The 25,201-nt window shown below is 66.8% G+C and carries 26 protein-coding genes and 1 tRNA gene; 15 read left to right on the plus strand and 12 right to left on the minus strand.

What is annotated here, in order from left to right:
* Positions 1-11: 11 nt before the first annotated feature.
* The 12 genes from leuE to gloB form a co-directional block, all read right to left on the minus strand.
* Positions 12-686 carry a leucine efflux protein LeuE gene (leuE, locus tag U9J39_RS26095; RefSeq protein ID WP_326348504.1) on the minus strand — a complete coding sequence of 225 codons (675 nt, stop codon included), beginning with the start codon at positions 684-686 and terminating at the stop codon, positions 12-14.
* Between the two features lie 34 nt (positions 687-720).
* On the minus strand, positions 721-1,857 hold the full coding sequence (carA, locus tag U9J39_RS26100) for a glutamine-hydrolyzing carbamoyl-phosphate synthase small subunit (protein ID WP_115710065.1): 1,137 nt from the start codon (positions 1,855-1,857) through the stop codon (positions 721-723).
* Positions 1,858-2,213: 356 nt separating this feature from the next.
* Positions 2,214-2,624: a RidA family protein gene (locus tag U9J39_RS26105; RefSeq protein WP_115680579.1), complete on the minus strand. Its 411-nt coding sequence runs from the start codon at positions 2,622-2,624 to the stop codon at positions 2,214-2,216.
* Between the two features lie 46 nt (positions 2,625-2,670).
* Positions 2,671-3,096 carry an acyl-CoA thioesterase gene (locus U9J39_RS26110; protein WP_115680580.1) on the minus strand — a complete coding sequence of 142 codons (426 nt, stop codon included), beginning with the start codon at positions 3,094-3,096 and terminating at the stop codon, positions 2,671-2,673.
* Positions 3,093-4,781: an AMP-binding protein gene (locus tag U9J39_RS26115; protein WP_326348505.1), complete on the minus strand. Its 1,689-nt coding sequence runs from the start codon at positions 4,779-4,781 to the stop codon at positions 3,093-3,095. Before U9J39_RS26115 ends, U9J39_RS26110 begins: the two co-directional genes overlap by 4 nt.
* 69 nt (positions 4,782-4,850) lie before the next feature.
* Positions 4,851-6,020, minus strand: a complete 1,170-nt coding sequence (locus U9J39_RS26120) for an acyl-CoA dehydrogenase family protein (protein ID WP_115710069.1) — start codon at positions 6,018-6,020, stop codon at positions 4,851-4,853.
* 6 nt (positions 6,021-6,026) lie between these two features.
* Complete coding sequence (locus tag U9J39_RS26125) at positions 6,027-6,878, minus strand: enoyl-CoA hydratase family protein (RefSeq protein WP_326348506.1); 852 nt, start codon at positions 6,876-6,878, stop codon at positions 6,027-6,029.
* A 25-nt stretch (positions 6,879-6,903) separates the two neighbouring features.
* Entirely contained in the window at positions 6,904-7,707 is an 804-nt protein-coding gene (locus U9J39_RS26130; protein WP_115710073.1) for an SDR family NAD(P)-dependent oxidoreductase, read from the minus strand.
* On the minus strand, positions 7,704-10,058 hold the full coding sequence (locus U9J39_RS26135) for a bifunctional salicylyl-CoA 5-hydroxylase/oxidoreductase (RefSeq protein ID WP_326348507.1): 2,355 nt from the start codon (positions 10,056-10,058) through the stop codon (positions 7,704-7,706). Before U9J39_RS26135 ends, U9J39_RS26130 begins: the two co-directional genes overlap by 4 nt.
* Positions 10,059-10,245: 187 nt before the next feature.
* Positions 10,246-12,138: a propionate--CoA ligase gene (locus tag U9J39_RS26140; protein ID WP_326348508.1), complete on the minus strand. Its 1,893-nt coding sequence runs from the start codon at positions 12,136-12,138 to the stop codon at positions 10,246-10,248.
* Positions 12,139-12,318: 180 nt separating this feature from the next.
* Complete coding sequence (locus U9J39_RS26145) at positions 12,319-13,986, minus strand: transglycosylase SLT domain-containing protein (RefSeq protein ID WP_115710078.1); 1,668 nt, start codon at positions 13,984-13,986, stop codon at positions 12,319-12,321.
* 105 nt (positions 13,987-14,091) lie between these two features.
* A complete protein-coding gene (gloB, locus tag U9J39_RS26150; protein ID WP_326348509.1) occupies positions 14,092-14,892 on the minus strand; it encodes a hydroxyacylglutathione hydrolase in 801 nt (266 codons plus the stop codon).
* Positions 14,893-14,904: 12 nt separating this feature from the next.
* On the opposite strand from gloB, the gene U9J39_RS26155 reads away from it, so the two are divergent.
* The 15 genes from U9J39_RS26155 to U9J39_RS26225 all read left to right on the plus strand — a co-directional run bounded on the left by U9J39_RS26155 (position 14,905) and on the right by U9J39_RS26225 (position 25,120).
* The gene (locus tag U9J39_RS26155; protein WP_115710082.1) at positions 14,905-15,705 is read left to right on the plus strand and encodes a class I SAM-dependent methyltransferase; all 801 of its coding nucleotides are present in this window, start codon (positions 14,905-14,907) and stop codon (positions 15,703-15,705) included.
* 75 nt (positions 15,706-15,780) lie between these two features.
* Entirely contained in the window at positions 15,781-16,218 is a 438-nt protein-coding gene (rnhA, locus tag U9J39_RS26160; protein ID WP_115680590.1) for a ribonuclease HI, read from the plus strand.
* A gap of 57 nt (positions 16,219-16,275) precedes the next feature.
* Positions 16,276-17,016: a DNA polymerase III subunit epsilon gene (gene dnaQ / locus U9J39_RS26165; RefSeq protein WP_115710084.1), complete on the plus strand. Its 741-nt coding sequence runs from the start codon at positions 16,276-16,278 to the stop codon at positions 17,014-17,016.
* A gap of 85 nt (positions 17,017-17,101) precedes the next feature.
* A tRNA-Val gene (locus U9J39_RS26170) sits at positions 17,102-17,176 on the plus strand.
* A gap of 96 nt (positions 17,177-17,272) precedes the next feature.
* The gene (locus U9J39_RS26175; RefSeq protein ID WP_326348510.1) at positions 17,273-18,169 is read left to right on the plus strand and encodes a tyrosine-type recombinase/integrase; all 897 of its coding nucleotides are present in this window, start codon (positions 17,273-17,275) and stop codon (positions 18,167-18,169) included.
* A gap of 222 nt (positions 18,170-18,391) precedes the next feature.
* The gene (locus U9J39_RS26180) at positions 18,392-18,694 is read left to right on the plus strand and encodes a hypothetical protein (protein ID WP_326348511.1); all 303 of its coding nucleotides are present in this window, start codon (positions 18,392-18,394) and stop codon (positions 18,692-18,694) included.
* A 132-nt stretch (positions 18,695-18,826) separates the two neighbouring features.
* Positions 18,827-19,129, plus strand: coding sequence for a hypothetical protein (locus U9J39_RS26185; protein WP_326348512.1), 303 nt, complete (start codon positions 18,827-18,829; stop codon positions 19,127-19,129).
* 2 nt (positions 19,130-19,131) lie between these two features.
* The gene (locus U9J39_RS26190; RefSeq protein WP_326348513.1) at positions 19,132-20,085 is read left to right on the plus strand and encodes a helix-turn-helix domain-containing protein; all 954 of its coding nucleotides are present in this window, start codon (positions 19,132-19,134) and stop codon (positions 20,083-20,085) included.
* Positions 20,086-20,089: 4 nt separating this feature from the next.
* Positions 20,090-20,539: a hypothetical protein gene (locus U9J39_RS26195; protein WP_326348515.1), complete on the plus strand. Its 450-nt coding sequence runs from the start codon at positions 20,090-20,092 to the stop codon at positions 20,537-20,539.
* Between the two features lie 254 nt (positions 20,540-20,793).
* Complete coding sequence (locus U9J39_RS26200) at positions 20,794-21,087, plus strand: hypothetical protein (RefSeq protein WP_326348516.1); 294 nt, start codon at positions 20,794-20,796, stop codon at positions 21,085-21,087.
* Positions 21,084-21,608, plus strand: coding sequence for a hypothetical protein (locus U9J39_RS26205; RefSeq protein ID WP_326348517.1), 525 nt, complete (start codon positions 21,084-21,086; stop codon positions 21,606-21,608). Before U9J39_RS26200 ends, U9J39_RS26205 begins: the two co-directional genes overlap by 4 nt.
* Positions 21,605-21,943: a hypothetical protein gene (locus U9J39_RS26210; RefSeq protein WP_326348518.1), complete on the plus strand. Its 339-nt coding sequence runs from the start codon at positions 21,605-21,607 to the stop codon at positions 21,941-21,943. Before U9J39_RS26205 ends, U9J39_RS26210 begins: the two co-directional genes overlap by 4 nt.
* On the plus strand, positions 21,940-23,268 hold the full coding sequence (locus U9J39_RS26215) for a phage portal protein (RefSeq protein WP_326348519.1): 1,329 nt from the start codon (positions 21,940-21,942) through the stop codon (positions 23,266-23,268). The genes U9J39_RS26210 and U9J39_RS26215 overlap by 4 nt, the downstream gene beginning before the upstream one ends.
* Positions 23,269-23,286: 18 nt before the next feature.
* Positions 23,287-24,303 carry a hypothetical protein gene (locus U9J39_RS26220; protein ID WP_326348521.1) on the plus strand — a complete coding sequence of 339 codons (1,017 nt, stop codon included), beginning with the start codon at positions 23,287-23,289 and terminating at the stop codon, positions 24,301-24,303.
* Between the two features lie 385 nt (positions 24,304-24,688).
* Positions 24,689-25,120 carry a P27 family phage terminase small subunit gene (locus U9J39_RS26225; protein ID WP_326348522.1) on the plus strand — a complete coding sequence of 144 codons (432 nt, stop codon included), beginning with the start codon at positions 24,689-24,691 and terminating at the stop codon, positions 25,118-25,120.
* Positions 25,121-25,201: the final 81 nt, after the last annotated feature.

The following is a 25,201-nucleotide window of genomic DNA, read 5'->3' on the forward strand; positions in this document are numbered from 1 at the left end:
TGTGGTCTGGCTCAGTTCATCGTGGCGGTCGCCAGCTTGGCGCCGAAGCCGATGAACATCGCCCCTACCCCGCTGGCCATGCCGGCCGACAGCCGGCGGCGGCGCCGGAACGCCTCGGCCAGCTTCGCGCCCACGAAGATGATCGTGGTCAGGTAGGCAAAGCTGAAGATCTGGCACACCAGCCCCAGCACCCCGAACGACATCACCGGGTAAGCAAAGGCCGGGTCGACAAACTGGATGAAGAACGAGATGAAGAACAGGATCGCCTTCGGGTTCAGCAGGCTGATCAGCAGCGCCTTGCGGAACGGGTCGGACTGGTCCGGCGTGGCCGCAGGCACCGCGGCGCCGGCGGCATCGCCGCGCGCGGCCCAGCTGCGCAGCGCGCCGCGCAGCATGTTGAAGCCGATCCACGCCAGGTAGGCCGCGCCGACGTACTTCACCACGTAGAACAGCGCCGGGCTGGCCTTGAGCAGCGAGGCCACGCCCGCCGCCGACAGCACCATCAGCACCGCGTCGCCCAGGAACACCCCGCACGCGCCCTTGTAGCCGGCGCGCACGCCGCGCTGCGCCGCCACCGACAGCACGTACATCGAGTTCGGCCCCGGCAGCAGCACGATGAAGATCGTGCCCAGCACATAGGTCCAGAAGTCGGTGATGCCGAAAGCGGTATGCATGAAGGCGTTCATGGGATGTCCCTGTGTCTGCTGTTCCCGGCTGCGCTTACTTGCGCGCGTCGGTCATCAGCTGGATGAAGCGGTCGAACAGGTAAGCCACGTCGTTCGGGCCGGGCGAGGCTTCCGGGTGGCCCTGGAAGCAGAACGCCGGCTTGTCGGTCAGCGCGAAACCCTGCAGCGAGCCGTCGAACAGCGACTTGTGCGTGACGCGCACGTTGGCAGGCAGCGTGTCGGCGTCGACCGCGAAGCCGTGGTTCTGCGACGTGATCACCACGCGGCCGTCGTCCAGGTCCTTGACCGGATGGTTGGCGCCGTGGTGGCCGAACTTCATCTTCAGGGTCTTGGCGCCGACCGCCAGGGCCATGATCTGGTGGCCCAGGCAGATGCCGAAGGTGGGGATGCCGCGCTCGATGAACTCGCGCGTGGCGGCGATGGCGTAGTCGCAAGGCTCGGGGTCGCCGGGACCGTTGGACAGGAACACGCCGTCCGGATTCAGCGCCAGCGCGTCGGCCGCGCTGGCTTGCGCCGGCAGCACCGTGACCTTGCAGCCGCGCTCGGCCAGCATGCGCAGGATGTTGTACTTGACGCCGTAGTCATAGGCGACCACGTGGAACTGCGGCTGGTCCTGCTTGCCGTAGCCTTCGCCCAGTTTCCATTCGGACTGGGTCCAGTCGTACGGTTCCTTGACCGAGACCACCTTGGCCAGGTCCATGCCGGCCAGGCCGGGGAACGAGCGGGCCAGGTCGATGGCCTTCTGGACATTGTCCTCGCCGGCCAGGATGCAGCCGTTCTGGGCGCCCTTTTCGCGCAGGATACGGGTCAGCTTGCGCGTATCGATGCCGGCGATCGCCACCACCTTTTCCTGCTTCAGGTAGTGGGCAAGGGTGTGCTCCTTGCGGAAGTTGGAGGCCAGGATCGGCAGATCCTTGATGATCAGGCCGGCGGCATGGACTTTCGTGGCTTCGACGTCCTCAGGATTGACACCGTAGTTGCCGATATGCGGATACGTCAGCGTGACGATCTGCCGCGAATAGCTCGGGTCGGTGAGGATTTCCTGGTAACCGGTGATGGCGGTGTTGAACACCACTTCGCCGATGGTATGGCCGGAAGCGCCAATGGAATAGCCACGAAAGACCGTGCCGTCTGCAAGCGCGAGAATGGCGGACGGAAAAGACGGTAACACGGGTAGGCTCCTGCTGGACTCACCCCGTGACCGACCAATCGACGCCTCGTGCCTCCCAGGCTGGATCCGTGACGGCGGCAGCGGCATTGCGCCGATGCGGTCGGATCCGGTTGCGACATGCGCTTTGCATCACATCAGACATGAACGGCAAAGGCGGCGCGGATGGGGGCGGCGGAAGGTGGAAAGCGGTTGGCGCTAGGGTGAAGGGTTCTGAAAGCGAAACTTTCGAATTATATCCCGAGCCACCCAATTTCTCAAGTTTTCAAGGACTTGCGCGCGGCAGGCGGCAACCTCGCCGCGCCAGCGGCGGCCGCGCTGCCCGCGCCCGCGGTCCGGGTTGCACCCCGGCAGCCGGATTATCGCGGCGGCGGCACCACCGCCGTGACCTCGATTTCCACCTTGGCGCGCGGCTCGACCAGGTCGGCGACCTCGACCGCCGTCATGGCCGGGAAGTGGCGCCCGATGATGGCCCGGTAATGTTCGCCGATCGCCCCATAGGCGCCGACATACTCGGCCTTGTCCTTCACATACCAGGTCATGCGCGCGATATGCTCGGGCCGCGCCTCGCCGGCCGCCAGCACCGCGACGACGTTGCGCAGCGTCTGCGCCACCTGCAGGCCGAAGTCGTCGGTCTCGAATTCACATTGGCTGTTCCAGCCGATCTGGCCGCTGATGAACAGCAGGCGGCTGCCCGCCTGCATCTCGGTCATCATGCCGTTGGCGTAGCCGCGCGGCGGCGCCCAGTCGGGCGGCTGCAGGATCTTCATGTCGTTTCCCTGTGGTTGCTTGGTATGAGTGGATGGAAATCGGGGTTCAGGCCGCGGCGACCAGGTAACGCGCCATGGCCTCGCGCACGGATTCGGGCAGCGGCTGCGGCGCGATCGCGCCGGTATCGACGCAGACCAGCCGTTGCGTCACTTCCATGCGGGTATCGTCATGCGGGCCGGCAAAGCGGATCGCCAGCGTGAAGCTGGACTGCCCCAGCTTCAGCACACGCAACTCGCGCGTCAGCACCTCGCCCAGCCGGCTGGGCGCCAGGAAGCGGCACTCCAGCTCGGCCGTAGGCACGCCCGCGCGACCCTCGCCATGCATGGCATCGAACGGCCAGCCCAGCGCCTCGCCGAACCAGTCCTCGATCAGGTCGTTGAGCATCTCGAAGTAGCGCGGATAGAACACGATGCCGGCGGCGTCGCAGTGCTTGAAGCGCACCAGCACGGTATTGCGGAACACATCGCTCATGGCTGCCCCTGCTGTGGCTTGCCGCCATTGCCCGCGCCCGGCCCCTGCTCCGCCATCTGGCGCAGCCGGAAGCGCTGCAGCTTGCCGGTCTCGGTGCGCGGCAGCGCCGGCACGAACTCGATGCGGCGCGGGTACTTGTACGGCGCGATCTGCCGCTTCACGTAGTCCTGCAGCGCGGTACGCGTGACGTCGTCCGCGGGCACGCCTTCGCGCAGCACCACGTAGGCCATCACCACCTGGCCGCGCCCGTCGTCCGGCGCGCCGACCACGCCGCATTCGGCCACCGCCTCGTGCTGCATCAGCGCGCTCTCCACCTCCGGCCCGGCAATGTTGTAGCCGGCCGAGATGATCATGTCGTCGGAGCGTGCCTGGTAGAAGTAATAGCCGTCCGCGTCGGCGACGAAGGTATCGCCCGGCAGGTTCCAGCCGGCCTTCACATAGTTGGCCTGGCGCGGGTCGTCCAGGTAGCGGCAGCCGGTCGGGCCCTGCACCGCCAGCTTGCCGACCTGGCCCGGCGGCAGCGGCCGCATCTCCTCGTCGACGATCTGCGCCACGTAGCCGGGCACCACCTTGCCGATCGCGCCCGGCCTGACCTCGGCGCCGGCGCTCGAGATAAAGATGTGCATCATCTCGGTGCCGCCGATGCCGTCGGTCATCTCGATGCCGGTGGCGGCCTTCCAGCCCTGCCGCGTGGCGTCGGGCAGCGCCTCGCCGGCGGACACGCTGTGCCGCAGGCTGGAGATATCGAAGCGCGGCGCCAGCGCCGCCATCTGCCGGTAGAAGGTGGGCGCGGTGAAGACGATGGTGGCGCGGAAGTCGTGGATCAGTTCGAGCAAAGTTTCAGGGGTGAGCTTCTCCGCCAGCACCGTGCTGGCGCCGATGCGCAACGGGAAGCACAGCATGCCGCCGAGCCCGAAGGTGAAGGCGATCGGCGGGGTACCGCAAAAGATGTCGTCCGGCCCGGAGCGCAGCACATGGCGCGGGAACAGGTCGCACATGGCCAGCACGTCGCGATGGAAATGCATGGTGCCCTTGGGCTGGCCGGTGGTGCCGCTGGTAAAGGCGATCAGGCAGACATCGTCGCTGGCGGTGTCGCAGGCGTCGAAATTGTCGGGCTTGCCCGCCATCGCGGCTTCCAGCGAACCCTCGCCGGTGCCGTTGAAATACAGCGCGCGGGCCAGCGTCGGGCAATGGAATTCCCCGCCGGCGCGCTGGTTGGCATCGAGATCCTCGCGCAGCCGCGCATCGCACAGCGCCGCGGTGACCTGCGCCTTGTCGACGATCTGCTTGAGCTCCCTGGCGCGCAGCAGCGGCATGGTCGGCACGGCGATCAGGCCGGCCTTGATGGTGGCAAGCCAGCTTGCGGCCATCATCAGGTTGTTGGGGCCACGCAGCAGCACGCGGTTGCCGGGCACCAGCGCCATGTCCTCGACCAGCACATGGGCGATGCGGTTCACCAGCGCCGCGAGTTCGGCATAGGTGACCGTCTCGATGCGGCCGTCGCGGCGATGGCGGATGGCAACGCGCTCGCCGCAGCCTTCGCGCACGTGGCGGTCGACCAGCTCCGCCGCGGCATTGATCCGCTCCGGGTAGGCGGTGTCGGCATTGAAGCGGAACACCGGCCACTGGTCCTGCGGCGGCAGGCGGTCGCGCGCGAAGGTGTCGAGGTGGGCTGTGGTCGCCATGGCTTGTCTCCTGTCTGCTCTGTATCGGTACGGCAGTTCGTGGGTGGCGCGGGGGCGCACGGTCCGGGCTCAGGCCGGCTGCCCGGCCAGCGTCTCGCGCGCGATGATCAGCTTCTGCACTTCGGTGGCGCCCTCGTAGATGCGCAGCGAGCGGATCTCGCGGTACAGGCTTTCCACGCGCGTGCCGACCTTGACGCCGAGGCCGCCGAACATCTGCACCGCGCGGTCGATCACCTGCTGCGCGTTCTCGGTGGCGACCATCTTGGCCATGGCCGCCTCGCGCGTGGTGCGCTGTCCCTTGACGTCGCGCAGCCAGGCGGCGCGGTAGGTCAGCAGCGCCGCGGCGTCGATCGCGGTGGCCATGTCGCCGATGGCGGCCTGGGTCAGCTGCAGGTCGGCCAGCACGCCGCCGAACATCGGGCGCGCGCAGGCACGTGCCAGCGCATCGTCCAGCGCCGCGCGGCCGAAGCCCAGCGCCGCCGCGGCAACCGAAGCGCGGAAGATATCGAGCGTCATCATCGCCACCTTGAAGCCCTGCCCCGCCTCGCCCAAGCGGTTGCCCACCGGCACGCGACACTGGTCGAAGCGCAGCGTGGCCAGCGGATGCGGCGCCATCACGTCGATGCGCTCGGCAATGGACAGGCCCGGCGTATCGGCGTCTACCACCAGCGCCGTAATGCCGCGCGCGCCCGGGGCCTCGCCGGTGCGCACGAACACGCAGTAGAAATCCGCGATGCCGCCGTTCGAGATCCAGGTCTTGGCGCCATCGATCACATAGTGGCTGCCGTCGTCCGACAGCCTCGCGCTGCATTGCATCGCGGCGACATCCGAGCCGGCCTCGGGCTCGGACAGCGCGAACGCGGCAATCGCCTCGCCGCGGGCCACGCGCGGCAGGTAGCGCGCGCGCAGCGCGTCGCTGCCCGCCAGCGTGATCGCGCCCGAGCCCAGGCCCTGCATGGCAAAGGAAAAATCGGCCAGGCCGTCATGGCGCGCGAGCGTCTCGCGCAGCAGGCACAGCGAGCGCGAGTCCAGCGCCGGCAGCGCGCCGCCATGCGCGGCCGGCACGCAGTAGCGCAGCCAGCCCGCCTCGCCCAGCTGCCGCACCAGCGCGCGGCATGCGGCGTCGGTATCGCTGTGGTCGACGCGCAGGTGTTGTCCGCACCATGCGTCGAGTTCCTGCTCCAGCGTGCGGTGGGCGTCGTCGAACAGCGGCAGATCGAGGTAGGTCTTGTCGGACATGGCGCTTCAGTCCCCTTCGAACACCGGCTTGGTCTTGGCGACGAAAGCCTCGTAGGCGCGGCGGAAATCGCGCGTCTGCATGCAGATGGCCTGCGCCTCGGCTTCGGCTTCGATGGCCTCGTCCAGGCCCATGTTCCATTCCTGGTGCAGCAGCTTCTTGGTCACGCCATGGGCGAAGGTCGGGCCGGCGGCCAGTTGCGCGGCCAGCGCCTGCGCCTGCGCCAGCACCGCGTCGGACGGGTGCAGCGCGTTGAAGAAGCCCCACTGCAGCCCTTCGTCGGCGCTCATCGAGCGGCCCGTGTACAGCAGCTCGCTGGCGCGGCCCTGCCCGATCACGCGCGGCAGCAGCGTGCACGCGCCCATGTCGGCACCGGCCAGGCCGACGCGCGTGAACAGGAACGCGGTCTTGGCCTGCGCCGTGCCCAGCCGCATGTCCGAAGCCAGCGCCATCATCGCGCCCGCGCCGGCACAGATGCCGTCGACCGCGCTGATCACCGGCTGCGGACATGCGCGCATCGCCTTGACCAGGTCGCCGGTCATGCGCGTGAAGTCGAGCAGCTCGGGCATGGTCATCTGCGTCAGCGGGCCGATGATCTCGTGCACATCGCCGCCCGAGCAGTAGTTGCCGCCGGCGCCGGTCACCACCACCGCCTTGATGTCGCTGGCGTAGCACAGGCCGCGGAACAGGTCGCGCAGCTCGGCATACGAGTCGAAGGTCAGCGGATTCTTGCGCTCCGGCCGGTTCAGCGTGATGGTCCCGACCTTGCCGTCGTCGGACACCGACCACAGGAAGTGCCGCGGTTCATAGCCGGCAAAGCTGCGCTTGTGGTGGCGCATGTCGAGTGCGATATCAGTCATGGTTCTCTCTCAGGTCCTTGTCTTGTCAGCCCGCCATCACTTCGCCGCCGGCCACCGGGATCGCCTGGCCGGTGATCGCGCCGGCGGACGGCTGGCACAGCCACGCCACGGCGTCGGCCACTTCCTCGGGCTGAACCAGGCGGCGCTGCGGATTGCGCGCGGCCAGTTCGGCACGCGCCTGGTCTTCGGTGCGGCCGGTCTTGCCGACGATATTGGCGACGGCGTCGCGCACGATGTCGGTCTCGGTGTAGCCCGGGCAAACCGCGTTGACGGTCACGCCCCTGGCTGCGGTCTCCAGCGCCAGCGCGCGCGTCAGCCCGATCACGCCATGCTTGGCCGCGCAGTAGGCGCTGACATAGCCGTAGCCGATCAGCCCGGCGGTGCTGGCCACGTTGACGATGCGGCCCCAGCCGGCTTCGAGCATCGCCGGCAGTGCGGCCTGCGTGCACAGGAAGGTGCCGGTCAGGTTGACGTCGAGCATGCGCTGCCACAGCGCGGCATCGGTCTTCATGAAGGGGGCGCTGTGCGCCTGCCCGGCGTTATTGACCAGCATCGAGACCGGACCTGCCTGCTCCGTGGCCGCGGCGAAGGCGCGCGCGACGCTGTCGACATCGGCGATATCGGCCGTGACGAACGAAACGATGGCGCCTGCCGGTGCCTGCTCGCGCAGGACTTGCACCGTCGCCTGCAGCGTGCCGGCCTCGCGCCCCAGCAGCGTGACGCTGGCGCCGTCGGCCAGCAGCCGCCGCGCGATTGCCGCGCCGATGCCGCGCCCGCCGCCGGTCACCAGCGCGTGCCGGCCGGCCAGAGTTGCCGTGCTGCCCGTCATGCCTGCTTCTCCTGCGCCGCGGCGCGTTCCAGATTGGTTTCCAGCTGCCGCTTGCCCGCCAGGTATTGCTTGGGCCAGGCGATGTCGCGGTAGCCGATGCGCGCGGCCTCCTGCAGCGTCCAGGCCGGGTTGGCCAGGTGCGGCCTCGCGATCGCGCACAGGTCGGCGCGGCCGGCGGCGATGATCGAGTCGACGTGGTCCGCCTCAAAGATGGCGCCGACCGCGATGGTGGCGATGCCCGCCTCGTTGCGGATGCGGTCGGCGAACGGGGTCTGGTACATGCGGCCGTAGACCGGCGCCTGGTCGGGGCTGACCTGGCCCGACGAGCAGTCGATCATGTCGGCCCCCGCGGCCTTGAACGCGCGCGCAATCTCGACGGCGTCGTCGGGCGTGATGCCGCCTTCGACCCAGTCATGCGCGGAGATGCGCACTGACATCGGTTTGTCCTGCGGCCACACCGCGCGCACCGCGGCAAACACCTCGAGCGGATAGCGCAGGCGCGCCGCCAGCGAACCGCCGTATGCGTCGTCGCGCGTATTGGTCAGCGGCGAGATAAAGCTGGAAAGCAGGTAGCCGTGCGCGCAGTGCAGCTCGAGCCAGTCGAAGCCGGCCTCGGCCGCCCGCCGCGCGCTGGCGACAAAATCATCGCGCACATGGTCCATGTCGGCGCGCGTCATCGCGCGCGGGGTCTGCGATTCCCCCGGCAGGTAAGGCAGCGGCGAGGCCGACATCACCGGCCAGTTGCCCTGCGGCAGCGGATGGTCCATCGCTTCCCAGCCGAGCTGGGTCGAGCCCTTGCGACCGGCGTGGCCGATCTGCATGGCGATGCGGGCATCGCTGCTGGCATGCACGAAATCGACGATGCGCTTCCAGGCGTCGCGCTGCGCATCATTCCACAGGCCCGGGCAGCCGGGCGTGATGCGCGCATCGGGGGACACGCAGGTCATTTCCGCCACCACCATGCCGGCGCCGCCGAGCGCGCGCGAGCCCAGGTGGACCAGATGGAAGTCGCCCGGCACGCCTTCGGTGCAGGAGTACATCGCCATCGGCGACACCACCACGCGGTTCTTCAGCGTGACGCCGCGCACGCGGAACGGCGTGAACATCGGCGGCAGCGGCTGGTGCGCCTGCAGCTTCAGGCTGTCGGCCGGCACCCCGGCCTGCTGCGCCAGCCAGTGCTCGAACTGCGCGACATAGCCGGCATCGCGCACGCGCAGGTTCTCGTGCGAGATCCGTTGCGAGCGCGTCAGCAGCGAATAGGCGAACTGCTCCGGCGGCAGGCTGCCGGCATAGCGCTCGACGTTCTCGAACCACTCGGTCGAGTTGCGCGCCGCATTCTGGATCTTCAGCACTTCCACGCCGCGCGTGGCTTCATAGCGCGCCAGCGCATCGGGCAGGCCGTCGTGGCCGCTGCCACGGATCTCCTCGGCCAGGTCGATGGCATCCTCGAGCGCCAGCTTGGTCCCGGAGCCGATCGAGAAATGCGCGGTGTGCGCGGCGTCGCCCATCAGCACCACGGGCACGCGGCGGCCGTCCGGCAAGGTGTTCCAGTGCACCCATTGCCGGCAGATCACGCGCGGGAAGCGGATCCAGATTGCCGAGCCGCGCAGGTGCGCCGCGTTGCTGATCAGCTTGTTGCCGTCGAGGTAGCGCGCGAACAGCTTCTCACAGTAGGCCACGCCCTCTTCCTGGCTCATCTGCTCGATGCCGGCGGCGCGCCAGACCGCTTCCGGGGTCTCGACGATAAAGGTCGAGGTGTTGTCGTCGAAGCGGTAGGCATGCGCCTGGAACCAGCCGTGCTCGGTCTTCTCGAAAGCGAAGGTGAAGGCATCGAACAGCTTGTGCGTGCCCAGCCAGACAAAGCGGCACTGGCGCGTATCGATGTCCGGCCGGAAGGTGTCGGCATAGCGGGTGCGGATGCGGCTGTTCAGGCCGTCCGAGGCGATCACCAGGTCGGCCTGGTATTGCATCGCCAGCGCCTGGTCGTCGGACACATCGGTCTCGAACACCAGCTTCACCCCGAGCGCTTCGCAGCGCGCCTGCAGGATGTTGAGCAGGCGCTTGCGGCCGATGCCGATAAAGCCATGCCCGCCCGAGCGGATGGTGCGCCCGCCGATATGGATGTCGATATCGTCCCAGTGGTTGAAGGCGGCGTTGATCTCGCTGGCGCTGGCCGGGTCGGCCTGCTTCAGGTTGTCCATGGTGGCGTCCGAGAACACCACGCCCCAGCCAAAGGTATCGTAGGGACGGTTGCGCTCGACCACGATGACCTCGTTGGCCGGATCCTGCAATTTCATCAGCAGGCCGAAATACAGGCCGGCGGGGCCTCCGCCAATACAAAGCACGCGCATCTGTTGCCTCCTGCCGGCTGTGCCGGGCGCGCCGCATATCGCACGCCGTCCCGGACTACACCGCCATCTAGATCAAGATTAAATATTTTATGCTTCAAATATTAGACTGCATCACGACCGATGGCAAGGCGGCGATGCGGTGTGCCGTGTGCGACACCGCCACCGCTCTTCCTTCCGCGCTGCCCCGCTAGCCCTTCAACGCGGCCTGCAGCTGTTCCAGCGCGCCCGGATCCTCGATCGTCGTCAGGTCGCCCGGGTCGCGGCCCTCGGCCACCGCCTGCATGGCGCGCCGCAGCAGCTTGCCGGAACGCGTCTTCGGCAGCGCATTCACGAACAACACGCGCGCCGGGCGGGCCACCGCGCCCAGTTGCTGTTCAACCGTCTTCATCAGCTCGCCCTCCAGCGCCAGCCGAGCCTCCGGCGTGGCAGTGCGTGCCGGATCGCGGGCGATGCAGAACGCCATTGCCACCTGTCCCTTCAGCGCGTCCTGCACGCCTACCACGGCCACCTCGGCCACGGCGGCGCTGGACGACAGGCTTTCCTCGATCTCGCGCGTGCCCAGCCGGTGCCCCGCGACGTTGATCACGTCGTCGGTGCGCCCCAGGATAAAGACGTAGCCGTCGGCATCGCGCACGCCCCAGTCGAAGGTGGAATAGCACAGGCGGTTCGGCACCGCCTGCCAATAGGTGCGCACGAAGCGGTCATCGTCGCCCCAGACCGTGGTCATGCACCCCGGCGGCAGCGGGCCGTCGATGGCGACCACGCCCTTCTGTCCCGGCGGGCATTCCTCGCCGGTGCTCTCGTCGACGATCTTGAGGTCATAGCCGTAGGCCGGCACCCCGGGCGAACCCAGCTTGGGCGGCAGCGCCTCGAGGCCACGCTGGATGGCAATGATGGGCCAGCCCGATTCGGTCTGCCAGTAGTTGTCGACCACGGGCTTGCCCAGGCCGTCCTGGATCCAGCGCGCGGTGGGCTCGTCCAGCGGCTCGCCGGCCAGGAACAGCAGGCGCAGGCTGGACAGGTCGTATCGTGTCAGCCACGCGGGGTCCTGCTTCTTCAGCACCCGGATCGCGGTGGGCGCGCTGAACATCAGGTTGACCCGGTATTGCTCGACCAGGCGCCACAGGATGCCGCCATCGGGGCGGACCGGCGTGCCTTCATACATCAGCGTGGCCATGCCGGCCAGCAGCGGGCCATAGACGATATAGCTGTGCCCCACCACCCAGCCGATGTCCGACGCGGTGAACATGGTGTCGCCGGCCTTGCCGCAGAAGATGTATTCCATCGAGGTGGCCAGCGCCACCGCATAGCCGCCGGTATCGCGCTGCACGCCCTTGGGCTTGCCGGTGGTGCCCGAGGTATAGAGCACATAGGACGGCTCGCTTGAATCAAGCCACACGCACGGCACCTGCACGCCGGCGACGCGCTCGCGCCACGCGGCATAGTCTTCATCGCGGCCTTCGGTGCGGGGCATGTCGGCCAGTTGCCGATCCACCAGCAGCACCTTCCCGGGCTGGTGCGATGACAGCCGGATGGCCTCGTCCAGCAGCGGCTTGTACGGCACCACCTTGCCCGCGCGCGAACCGGCGTCGGCGCTGACCACCACGCGCGGCCGGGCATCCTCGATGCGCGCGGCCAGGCTGACCGAGGCAAAGCCGCCGAACACCACCGAATGGATGGCGCCGATGCGCGCGCACGCCAGCATCGCGAACGCGGCTTCCGGGATCATCGGCATGTAGATCAGCACGCGGTCGCCCCGCTGCACGCCCAGCCCTTGCAGGATCGCCGCCATGCGGCTGACCTCGTCGTGCAGTTCGGCGTAGGTGAAGCTGCGGGCCTGGTCGGTCTCGGTCGAGACCCAGTGCAGCGCCGGCTGGCTGGCGCGGGCAGCGAGGTGGCGGTCGACCGCGTTGTGGCACAGGTTGGTGCGCCCGCCGACGAACCAGCGCGTGAAGGGAGCGCGGCTGTTGTCGAGCACCTGGCTGAACGGGGTTTCCCAGTCGATGCGTGCCGCCTGTTCGGCCCAGAACCCCTCGGGGTCAGCCAGCGAACGGGCATGCACGGCATGGCTTGCCGTCATGTCTGTCTCCTCCGCTTTTGCGGTGGTTGTTGATATGCCCGTAGTTTGCCACCGGCCCGGGCAGCCGTGGCCACGCTTTCAGCGCGCTGGCGCACGGGGCGGCACCGGCACATGAAAAAAGGGGCGTGCCGACGGCATCGCCCCTTCTTGCTGCCCCGGCGTCGCGCCGGCGCGATCCCGTCAGCGCGCCTTGACGCTTTTCGCGCTGGCCTTGCTGGTGGTCTTGGCCGACACCTTGGCGACTGCCGGCGCCTTGGCCCCGCGTCGCGGCGAGGCCTCGACCACCACGCGCGGGCGCGTCTCGCCCTTGCCCTTGGCGGAAACCCGCACCACCTTGGCGCCCTTGCCGGACGGTTCCTTGCGGCTGGCCTGTTCGCTGCGCTCGGCCCGCTCGGCCCGGTCCGCGCGTTCGGCACGGGCCGCGCGCACGGCGCCGGCGCCGCGCACCGGCACCATCAGCACCAGGCTCTGGCCGGCCACCAGCTTGGTGCCGGAAAGCTTGTTCCACGACTGCACCTGCCCCGCCGAGACACCATAGCGCCGCGCCACCGAGGTCACGGTATCGCGCCGGCCGGCGCGCACCACCACCCGGCGGGCATCGGGCAGGTCCGGCTCCATCGCCAGCATGGCGCTGTCGGCGAGGGTGGCGCTGATGTCCTGGTCATGCCGGCCCGAGCGCGGGATCATCACGGTCGAGCCCGCCTTCAGGCGCATGCCCTTGGGGATGCTGTTGATCTCGCGCAGCGTGTCGGCGTCGACATTCAGGCGCGCCGCCAGTGACTCGACGCGCTCGCGGCTGTCCACCGTCACCGCGGCCCAGCTCGACAGCCCGCCGCGATAGGTGTTCAGGTTGTACTGGAAGCGTTCGGCGTTATCGAACGGCAGCAGGATCTGCGGGTTCGACGCGCCCAGGATCACCGGCCGGTTGAACGACGGGTTCAGTGCCTTGAACTCCTCCACCGACATGTCCGCCAGCTTGGCCGCGAGATTCACGTCGATGTCGCGCGAGGTGGTGACCGTGACGAAGTACGGGTGGTCCGGGATCTCCGGCAGCTTGACGCCGTACGCGGCCGGGTTGGCGATGATGTTCTTGACCGCCTGCAGCTTGGGCACGTAGTAGCGGGTCTCGTTGGGCATCGGCAGGCTGGCGTAGTCGGTCGGCAGCCCGCGCGCCTGGTTGCGCGCGATCGCGCGCGACACCGCGCCCTCGCCCCAGTTGTAAGCCGCCAGCGCCAGGTGCCAGTCGCCGAACATGTCGTAGAGCCGCGCCAGGTAGTCGAGCGCGGCGTCGGTCGAGGCCAGCACGTCGCGGCGCTCGTCGCGGAACATGTTCTGCTTCAGGTTATAGAACTTGCCCGTGCTGGGAATGAACTGCCACATCCCGGCCGCCTTGGCGGTGGACTGCGCCTGCGGGTTGAAGGCGCTCTCGACGAACGGCAGCAGCGCCAGCTCGGTCGGCATCTTGCGCTGCTCCAGCTCCTCGACGATGTGATAGAGGTAGCGGCTCGAGCGCCCGACCATCCGTTCCATGTACTCCGGCCGCTGCGCATACCACTGGGTGCGATCGTCGACCAGCGTGCCCTCCAGGTCCGTCATGGCAAAGCCGCGCCGGATGCGATCCCAGATATCGTTGGACGGGCCGCGCAGCCAGTCCAGGCCGCCCTGGTCGACATTGATGGTGGAAGTGGAAGAGAGCGCGGACTTGTCGCTGAGGGTGTTGAGCGGGTCCCGCTTGGCAGTCTGGGCGGTCGCGGCACCGTCGGCGCCTTCAGGCGGCGTGGGGGTGCTGGCGCACGCTGCAAGCAGCGCGGCGCACGCGACCACCGCCAGTAATCGACCAATTTTCATTAAGTTCTCAAATCGTGACGCTAAAAGGTTGCGTGATGCTAAAAAAAACCGCGTATCGCGTCAATCAGATTTTCCACATAGCCGGTATCCGGAGCCGACCAGGCCTCAGCGGAAGTTGTCCTTCCAGCCCCGCAGCGCGCCGAACGCCTGCGCATCGCCCGCGGTGGCGCCCCCATGGGCCGACACCGCGGCGCGCACCGCCGGTTCGCGCGAGCGCAGGAACGGGTTGACCTGGAGCTCGTGGGCGATGGTGGTCGGCAGCGTCGGCCGGTCCGCGGCGCGCAGCGCCTCGACGCGCTGCTCCCATGCCTCGAGCGCGGCGTTGCCGGGCTCCACCGCGCGCGCGAAGCGCACGTTGCTGCGCGTGTATTCGTGCGCGCAATAGACGCGGGTGTCCCCGGGCAGCGCGGCCAGCTTGTCGAGCGACGCCAGCATCTGCGCCGGCGTGCCTTCGAACAGGCGCCCGCAGCCGCTGGCGAACAGGGTATCGCCGCAGAACACCGCCGGGCCGGCTTCGCCGAGGTCGGCGACGTAGGCGATATGGCCGGCAGTGTGGCCGGGCACGTCCAGCACGCGCAGCGTCAGCGCCGGCGCCTCCAGCGGCGCCACGTCGCCTTCGCGCAGCGCCCGGGTGCGCCCGCCGATACGCTCGCCCGCCGGCCCCAGCACCGGCAGCGGTTCGCCGGACGGCGCGCGCGGATGCGCCGCCAGCAGCTCGGCTACGCCGCCCTGGTGATCGCCGTGGTGATGGGTGATTACAATAGCGCCCAGAGCCAGACCGCTTTGCGCCAGGAAGCGCTCCACCGGCGCGGCCTCGCCAGGATCGACCACGGCGGCGCAGTGCCCGTCGTGGATGGCCCAGATATAGTTATCCTGGAACGCCGGGATCGGCTCAACCTTCAACATGCGCATGCTCCTATGTCCAATCGTCCCAATCACCCGATTGTAAGCTGGGAAGAATGGCTGGCCTCGCCGCCCGGCGAGTACATGCTGCGCTGGGAGGCGCAGCAGTACGACCGGACCGTGGCCGACATCTTCGGCTATCACGCGGTCCAGCTGGGACTGCCCTATATCGACACCCTGCGCGAGAACCGGATGCCGTTCTCGGCGCTGGCGCTGGATCCGTCCAGCGGCCCGCACGGGCCCCGTGCCGCACATCCGGACGCGCGCCAGCTGCTGTGCCGCTTCGATGAACTGCCGTTCGACACCCAGAGCATCGACCTCGTCACCCTGCCCCATATCCTGGAATTCGCCGAAGACCCGCATGAAGTGCTGCGCGAAGTCTCGCGGGTGCTGATGCCCGAGGGCCGCGTGGTGGTGACCTGCTTCAACCCGATGAGCCTGTGGGGCGCGCGCCAGGGCATGAACCGGCTCGGCGCCACGCCGTTCCTGCCGACCGACGCCCAGCAGATCGGCTTCGTTCGCATCAAGGACTGGCTCAAGCTGCTCGGCTTCGATATCATCCGCGGCCGCTTCGGCTGCTATTGCCCGCCGTACCGTACCGACCGCTGGCTGCAGCGCGCCGCCTTCATGGAAAAGGCCGGCGACCGCTGGTGGCCGATCTTCGGCGCGGTCTATATGATCTCGGCGATCAAGCGCGTGCGCAATATCCGCCTGGTCGGACCCGCCTGGAAGACCAAGCCGGCGCTGGCGCCGGTGTCGGCACCGGTGGCCACGCCCACCGGCACCCACGGCAAGACCCCGGGCAGGGAACGCTGACGCGGTGCGGCCGCGCGCGCTCCGCCCTCGCCCTCAATGCGCCGCCCGACCCGCGGGCGGCCACCACGGAATCACATGCAAGAAGTCACGATCTACTCCGACGGCGCCTGCAAGGGCAATCCCGGCCGCGGCGGCTGGGGCGCAGTGCTGGTCGCCGGCACCAGCGAAAAAGAGCTGTTCGGCGGCGAGCCGAACACCACCAACAATCGCATGGAAATGACCGCCGTGATCGAAGCGCTGCGCGCACTCAAGCGGCCGTGCGTGGTGCGCGTCTATACCGATTCCCAGTACGTGCAGAAAGGCATCAGCGAATGGCTGCCCGGCTGGAAGGCGCGCGGCTGGAAAACCGCCGACAAGAAGCCGGTCAAGAACGCCGACCTGTGGCAGGCGCTGGACGCCCTGGCGCAGCCGCACCAGATCTCCTGGCACTGGGTGCGCGGCCACAACGGCCACCCCGGCAACGAGCGCGCCGACGCGCTGGCCAACCGCGGCGTCGAATCGATCGGCCGCTGACCGGAACCTTCAGCACCACCAACAACAAGCGCGGAACGCCCGCCCCGCTCCGCTAGAATGCCCGCCATGCGACAAATCGTTCTCGATACCGAAACCACCGGCCTGAATGCCGCCACCGGCGACCGCCTGATCGAAATCGGCTGCGTCGAGCTGATGAACCGCCGCCTGACGGGACGCCACCTGCACTTCTACGTCAACCCCGAGCGCGATATCGACGAGGGCGCGATCGCGGTCCACGGCATCACGGTCGAGTTCCTGGCCGACAAGCCCCGCTTTGCCGAGGTCGTCCACGATATCCGCGAGTTCGTGCAGGACGCCGAGCTGATCATCCACAACGCGCAGTTCGACCTGGGCTTCCTCGACATGGAATTCCAGCTGCTGGGCCTGCCGCCGTTCCGCCAGCATGTCGGCAACGTGATCGATACCTTGCGCGAAGCGCGGCAGATGTTCCCCGGCAAGCGCAACTCGCTGGATGCGCTGTGCGAGCGCCTCGGCATCAGCAATGCCCACCGCACGCTGCACGGCGCACTGCTGGACGCCGAACTGCTGGCCGAGGTCTACCTGGCCATGACGCGTGGCCAGGATTCGCTGGTGATCGACACGCTCGACAGCGGCAGCGGCCAGGGCGGTGTGGTCACGACCGCCGACCTGTCGCGGCTAGCACTGCCGGTGCTGCGCGCCACGGATGAGGAGCAGCAGGCCCACTTGGCCCTGCTGAAGGGACTGGACAAGGCCAGCGGCGGCAAGACGGTATGGCAGGAAGATCCTGTCGAAGCCCCCGGAACGCTGGCCGCCTAAGAAAATTCAAAAAAGGGCTTTACAAGATACAAGAACCTCTGCATAATCTCATTTCTCTGCTGCACGGCAACGACGACGCAGACAGGGGTGGTTAGCTCAGCGGTAGAGCACTGCCTTCACACGGCAGGGGTCACAGGTTCAATCCCTGTACCACCCACCAGATTTACCCGTGAAGCCTTGCCTAGCAAGGCTTTTCGCTTTGGGATCATGGCTTCGGGCAGGCACCTTTTGCACAGTGCACCAAGGAGCCTTGCACATGAGACCCAAAATCAACTTGCGGGCCGCCATGGCCCAAGTCGGCGAACACCAAGCCGCTGACCTGACCTTCGCCGAACTGATCGACGCCTACAGCGCGGTCCAGTTTGACGGCGCCGACCTCCGACTACGCAAGTGGAAGGAGGCGTTCGGCCATCTGGCGGCGTGGACGCTGACCACCCGCGACATTTCGCTGGCCGCCGAAGCCATGCTGCAATCCGGCCTCTACCAGCCCAGCACCATCAACCGCGACACCAGCACCATCGGCACGGTCTACAAATGGGCCGTGCGCCGCCACCTCGCGCCGGCCGGCTTCGTCTCCCCCACCCTTGGCCTGCAACGCTACGAAGAAGGCATCCGCCGCGTGGAAATCTCCGACCGCGAAATCCGCGCCATCCTCAACGGTGCCCACGCCTTCCGTGACCGCCGCTTTGCTGTCTTCGTTCGCCTGTCCATCGAGACGGGCGGGCGGCGCGGCGAAATCCGCGAACGCCGCTGGCGCGACGTCGATCTGGACAGCCGCACCATCACCGTGATGCAGACCAAGACCGACAAACCCCGGCAACTGTTCTTTTCCGAAGACACCGCTGCGCTCATGCGCCGGGTTTGGCCCAAGCGCGACCCCGATGCGCTGCTGTTCGAAAGCAAGGTCAAGGGCCAGCCCGTTAACTACCGCAACACGTGGGCCAAGCTGACACGCGCCATCGGCCGACCCGACCTGCATCTGCACGACTTGCGCCATCACCGCGCCGCTGAACTGCTACGCGCCGGCACCACCCTTGCCGTGGCCTCGCAAGTCTTGGGGCATTCGTCGCTGATCCTGCAACGCAGATATGGACACTTGGAATCCAAGACCCTGCGCGAAGCCACCGAACGGTCGTGGCGAACCGCCGCATGACGCGGCAACAGCCTTAGCGCCCGCGCGCAAATCGCCTCCTGACAAACCCTGATACACCCGGCACACGTGCCGGGTTTTTTGTTGGCTGGCGCGGGTCGCCGGGCGCGGCAAGTCCTATTGCCAAGGCCGGCAAGCATCCTTGACTTGCCCCAAAACAGCCGTTTTTTCTACCGTGGGATAGGACACCTGCCCGAAGCATGTGAAACCCACGACGGAGCGACTATGGAACCGAAGATTAACAAGTGGAAGCCAGCCCCAAGCCTCTGGATGCAATTCACCCAACAGCAGCACCCGGAATTGAACATGTCCGGCACGCTGGATAGCTGGTTTCATTTCAACACTCGCCACGGCCCGCGCCTGCGCGAACTGGACATACTGCGCAAGGTACCGGGCAATCGCGGCACCATTGCCGACAGCGAACGCTTCGAGCAAGCCGCCTTCGAATTGCTCACGCGCGGCACCGTCGAAGACGACCGCGAACCGACCCCGGCTTCCGCACCGAGGGCCGACAGACAAGCGGCCTGATCCTGCCTCCGCGTGCCACAGAAGCACGCCAGCGCCGCACCAGAAAACAAGGGAACGAACCAACCGAGAACACGCCCGGCATTTGGCCGGGCGGCATGGGCGGAGCTTTACCCCAACGAAAAAGGAATGGTTATGTCCCTGTCCGTTTTCATTGCATCCCCCGGCCTGCGACACGTTGAGCCTGTCACCTACAACCGGGGCAAGGCGCGGTGCCCGCTTTGCCGGCGTGACCTGCATTTCGGTTGGCTCGCTAACCAGCAGGTGCATTTCGGGTGCGACACGAACTGCCCACCGTCTGACATCCTCCGCGCCCTCGGCCTGACGGAAGAGGCATTGCATCCCGAATATGGCGAGTACCGGCCATTTTTGTGGGACTGGCAGAAGGACCGCCCGCGCTATGCCGCTGGCCCGATCCAGCCGCAGGCGGAGCAATGACCATGGGCTACAAGCTAATGGAACAGGTATTGGACTTGGCGCCCGTAATGGATGCGGCGGGGTGGCGGGTGCTGGTGTTCCTTGCGAGCTATGCCAACGAAGACACCGGAGAGCTATGGGCCGCCAACGCGACCGTGGCCAAGCGTATGGGCGTTGCTGAACGCAGCGTGAAGCGCATACGTGGCCAGTTAATCCGGGAAGGGGTCTTGGTCCCCGATGGAAGTCGCCGTGTCGAAATCAACGGCCGCTCTCGCACCATCCGGGTGTACGGGTTAGACCTGACTGCATTGCAACACAAGCGGGCCGCCGCAAGCGAAAGTGGTGCCAGTTCTGTGCCCACTTCCGAAGACGACGATGACGACGACCCGGCCGAAAGTGGTACCACTCCGGCGCCCACTTTTGAATCTGCCGCTTCGGAGAATGGTCACAGTTCTGTGCCCCTTTTGAGCGCGAAAACTGGGGCCAACTCGGGCACCCCCGACAGCCAAAGTGGGTGTAGTTCGGGTTCAAAAGTGGGCACAGTTCTGGCCGAAAGTGGTACCAGTTCTGTGCCACTGTATTTAGAGGTACCAAGAGAGTACAGAGAGAAAGGCGAAACCATCCAAGGCGCAACCCTCGACACACTGTGCCAGCCACACCGGAACATTAGCTTTCGTGGCTGGCTTGCAGAGAACGGTTCACGGGCGCCGGCAATCTTGCACACGGTGGCTGCCCTTGTGCGCCGCAAAGACGAAGACGTACGCGCGCTGACGCGGATGGAACCCCGGTACCTCGAATTCGCGCTGGCCCGGTTCTGGCAGCTATGGGAACCGCTGACCATGCCAACGCATCCATGCTGGCCACGCCGCTTTGCTGACTTCGTGCGGCGCGGTGCCGATGTGACCTACCGGCTTTCCTGCGGCGCGTATCTCTGGACGCCAGAAGGGGAAGCTGCGTTTGCCGGCTTTGAAGGGTAAAGCCATGCACAACCTGCCCACCCTCGCCCAAGTCCGTTCCATGCTGGCCGCTATCCGTGCCGATGTCGCCGCGCTGGCCACGCTGGAACGCTGGCCGCCCGAATTGGTTGCCGACATCGAAGACCGACTGCGCCGCGCCCCAGCTGTCAGCCTGCCCGAGCAAGCCGCGCACTTCGCACGGCGCCTGCGGGACGAACGCGTACGGCGCGGCCTGATGCCGGCCACATTACCGGAACCGCAACCGTCTTCGGCATTGCCACATGTCGTCCTTGGTCCTGCGTGGCTGCACTGGTGGCGAAAGCGCAAGCGGCGCGGCATCGCAAAGGCACTGGCCGGCCAACACCCCATCAAGACAACCAAGGGAAAGCGCCGCGCGTTCCTCGAAGACTTTCCTGAAGAACAGGCTCGCTATAAGCGGCTAATCGAAGGCGAACCAACCGGAACACCCAGATGATGGACAACGTGAAGCCGCGCGCGCCCGCGCTGGCCGGACACTGCCGGCGCAGAGGGCACGGCGGCCTAAATCACATTTGCGTTTTGCTCATGGAGGTGTAGTCTACCGGGTAAATCCTTCGGGCAACGGTGTGCCGGCCCGAACCATCACCCCAAGACGGTGGTGGTTCGTGCGCGCTGGCCGCCAACGCCCCGACCCTACGGGCGATGGTTCATCCGGTCCCCGAATCACCACACCACCGTGGAGATTCGCCCATGACCGCCCACACGCCCAATCACCCCCGCTTCATTCCCATCTATGGCCCCGGCCCGTGCTTGCGCACCGAACGCTTAGGCATGTTCAGGACCGATGGAAACCTGCGGCGGTTCCTCGCGCCGGACATGGAAAAGCTGCTGGAAAGCCGGCTGGTGCTCCGCGACCCAAGCAACGGATGGCGGCTCATCACGTCCCAGCCGGACGCGTTGGTGCAATTTATCCACGCCCGCGCGCACGACAAGCGAATTCTTACCGACGCCGTGCGCGCGCTGCGCAAATCCGTTGCGGCATGACACCCGACTTCGACCCCGACGAACCCGTGTTCCCCTACGGCCCCGACGAGGCGTATAGCCTGCCGCAGAGTCCCGCCATCGGGTTGGCCGCGACGGTCATCGTGGCATGGCAATGCCGAATGACGGTACGCGCCGTCACGATGGCCCCGGCACACGTCGAATTTTTGAGCGATGGCCGCCCCTCGCACATTCTTGCCGTGCTGCTGGCGGGCTATCACGCGGACCGCGCCGTGACGCGCTTACCGGAACCCATCGCTGCGGCCCGACATGCCGACCACATACGCGCCGCACGCGACATCAACACCGCAATGCCAGGACGAGGTACTGGCGCCATGGCGGACTATGCCGCCCGGCAATTGGTTTATGAGCATGACGCCGACATTAGGCGCCTTGCCTGCGCGCTGGAAGACGCGCCGGGCGGGTGCCTGTCGGCCGATGACCTGATGGTGTTTGCGCTGGCGCGCGGCCTGCTGGCCAAGTTCGAACACCCGGCCTTTATTTTCGCAGGTGACAAGCCATGACGACACCAACCGCCGGGTTGCCGCTGACGCGGCGCGTGATCGTGGACAGCATCGAAGACCGCATGGCCCATATTGCCCGGGCCATCGCGGCGTGCCGCCAAGAGGAGAACAAGAACGCGGCCACGTATGGCGCCGTGTCCGACGCAATGGAAGGCGTGGACAAGCTGCTGAACAGGTTGACACTCGAATTGATGGCCGTGCGCAGGCAAACGACCAACTTCAGGTTGGAAGTGGAATTGCAGCGCGGCGCGCGGCTGGTGCTGGCCGAACTGCACGAAGAAGCCGACACGCGCCGGCCCATAGCCGATGCGCTGGCACGTGCGAAGGGGAAATGATGATGGCCAACGCCCTGATGCTTCGCGCCGCGACCCTGCCGGCCTACGTGAAATCATGGTGGCGTGGCCCGGGTCCAGTCATCCCGACATCGCACGGACTGTTGGCCGCGTCGATGCCGTGGAACTGGTGGCAACTTGGCATAAGCCCGCTGCCCCACCAGCCCAACCCGACCGTGGCCGCGTGCGTGTCCGCCTACGCGCAGACCATTGCAAGCCTGCCCGTGAACCATTGGCGCGACCTGCCCAACGGTGGGCGTGAGCGCGTGATAAACAGCGCAGCCACGCGCGTGATGCGCCGGCCCAATGGCTACCAGACGCGCGCGGACTTTTTGGTAAACCTAATTTCGACCGAGCTATACGAAGGCAACGGCATCGCCTTCGCCACGCGCAACGGCCGGGACGAAATAGACGCGTTGCATATTGCCGGCCCGCACCTAACGCAACCCATGGTGGACCCGGACTCGCGCGAGGTGTTCTATGCGATTGCGGACAACGGCCTAGTGCCGCCGCGCCGCGCGGAGGTACGCCTTGAAGACAACTGGAGTTTTGCCGTTGCGCAACGGGACGCGCTGCACCTGCGGATCAACTGCCCGGAGCATCCCCTAAAGGGCGTGTCACCCATCACGGCCGCCGCCATGGCCGTGGCCACGGGAAATTCCATTGGCGCGCACCACGCGACCTTCTTTCAGAACTTTTCGCGCCCGTCCGGCGTGCTGCAAACCGACACGCAGCTAACGTCCAAGCAAATGGCCGAACTGCGCGAGCAATGGGAACAACTGTCCGCGAACAGTGGCGCCGGCCGCGTGCCAATTTTGGGGTGGGGCTTGAAGTGGCAACCCACCAGTTTCAGCAGTCAGGACAGCCAGATTATTGAGACACAAAAAATGACCGTGGCGGAAATCGCCCGCGTGTTCCGGGTGCCGCTGCCTGTCATCGGGCAAATGGAAGGCGTCACCGTGGCCAACACGGAACAGTTGATTTCCAACTGGTTGTCCACGGGCTTGGGCTTCATGGTGGAACACATCGAGCAGGCCCTAGACGTGTTGTTTGAGCTTCCGCCTGGCGAATACTTGGAATTCGATATGGACGCGCTGATGCGGCCTGACTTCGTGGCCCGGGTGGACGGATTGACCAAGGGCATTACGGGCGGGTTGTTCGCACCCAATGAAGCGCGCCAGCGCATGGGCTTGCCGCGCGCCAAGGCCGGCGATTCCCCGCGCGTCCAAGCGCAGGTAGTGCCGCTGGAAAACGCCTTGGCCACGCCCACGCCTTCCGCACCGTCTGCACCTGCTGCGCCGGCCGCACCTACTGCCGCCGATGAATAACCCTATCGGAGCCTGACCATGATTTCCAAGCCGCTGCCGTCTATCTTTGCCGCGCTGGCCATCGGCGCATTCCACCACCGCCGCACAGGCGAAGGCGTGGATAACGTCATTCAACGCATGTGGCCCGGCGCTGGTGTAGCTATCGCTGCCGCCAAGGCCGCGCAGAACCCTGCGGACACCACCACGCCCGGATGGGCGGCGGAACTTATGGAAGACGCTGTGGCCGAATACGCGGCCACAGCGTTGGCCGGAAGTCTGTTCACGCAACTGGCCGCGCTATCGGTGGGCGTGCCGGTGGTCCGTGGCCGCGTTCGCATTCCTGTGCGTGACTTCGGCAAGCGCCTAGCGGCGGTATGGCACGTGGAAGGCCAGCCCATCCCCGTGTCAGGCGCCGGGCTGTCCACCGCGCCGCTGCTGGGCGGGCGCGTGGCCGTCATCACCGTGGCCACCAACGAACTGATGGACGCACCCGCGTTGCCCACGTTTGAAGCCATCATGGCCGAAGACATCCAAGCGACGGTGGACGCGGCGCTGGTGGACGACACGCAGGGCAGTGAAGCCAGCGGCCGACCCTCTGGCCTGCTGTACGGCGCCACCGAAGTGACCAGCACGGGCGATGCAGCAACGGACCTTGCCGCGCTGCTGGCCGCCGTGCCCAACCTGTCCACGCCTGTCTTCGTGCTGCCTTACACGTACTTGCCCGCTGCTGCTGCGGCTGGTGCCCTGCGTGACGATTCCATTTTCGGCCTGCCTTACTTGGCCACGGGTGCCACCGATAGCGTGATCCTGCTGGACGCTGCGGACCTGCTGGTGGGCATGAGCGGTGCGCCGGACGTGGCGGTGTCAGACGCTGCTACGTTGCACATGGAAGACACCGTGCCCCTGCCCATCGTGGACAACGCCGCCACCCCCGTGGTAGCGCACCCCGTCCTGAGCATGTGGCAACAGGACATGAGCGCCATTCGTTCGCTGGTGCCGGCCGTCTTCCACGTGCGTGGCGCTGGCCGCGTGGCCGTGCTGGTGCCGGCACCGTGATGCGATGGACAAAGCGCCGGTCTTCACGCCGCTTCCGTTGACTTCGCGCCGTCCGCGCGGATGGGCCGCGCGTCGAAGCGTTGCCATCCCTGCGACGCTGCGCGCAAGCGCCGATGGCCTGCCCCCTCGCCTGCGCCCTGACGCACGCCGCGCGTTGCAGTGCGCGCGAGCATCGCCAGCGCGCCGGGGCACACCGCGGCGGGGCGGGTAGGTCACTTTTAAAAACGGTTTTTGACCATGCGGGCTTCGAAGAGCCACCAAAAAAAATATCCCCCGTTTGCCGGGCTTTTTGTGAGGTGAAGAGTCCAAGGCGCCCCCCGAATCGCTCGACGCAACCACGGGCCTCCTGCCGCTTCTGCGGAGCAAATTTGGAAGGAACAAACCCATGAAAGCCACCACCGAAAGAAACCTGACGTTGGCCGTGAGCCGCCAGCCGTGGGAAGCGTCCCCTCTGCTGACCGTGAGGGGGGCGGCTGCAATCTGGGATGAAATCGTGGCTGGGGTCAACGATGACCATTTTGCGGCGGCGGATGAAGTAGCGTTAGCGACCCTGTGCGATTCGATGGCCAGATACCGGCGTGTATCGGCAGCGCTAGAACGTCTGCCGATATCACCAACAGATGACAACCGGCTTAAGGTGCGCCGAGTACTGTTAAATGAGATCGGCGCGCTACGGGCTTTCATTTTGGCCACGTGCCGTGCGCTGCGACTGGCGCCTGTTGCACGTCGTGCCCGCGACCAGTCGTCCACGGCAATGCCCACACGCAATCGGCGCAGCCGTAAGCCGCAGCCCGGCGATGACCTCTTTTCCTGCTAAATAACTTGACACTTGAAACACGTCTACTGACCTACCAGCTTTGCGCGTCCAGTGGTTGTCTGAGACGGGGGCGTACAGCTA

Origin of the sequence: Cupriavidus sp. SS-3 (genome assembly GCF_035818815.1) — a bacterium.
In the GTDB taxonomy this organism is placed as follows: domain Bacteria; phylum Pseudomonadota; class Gammaproteobacteria; order Burkholderiales; family Burkholderiaceae; genus Cupriavidus; species Cupriavidus taiwanensis_C.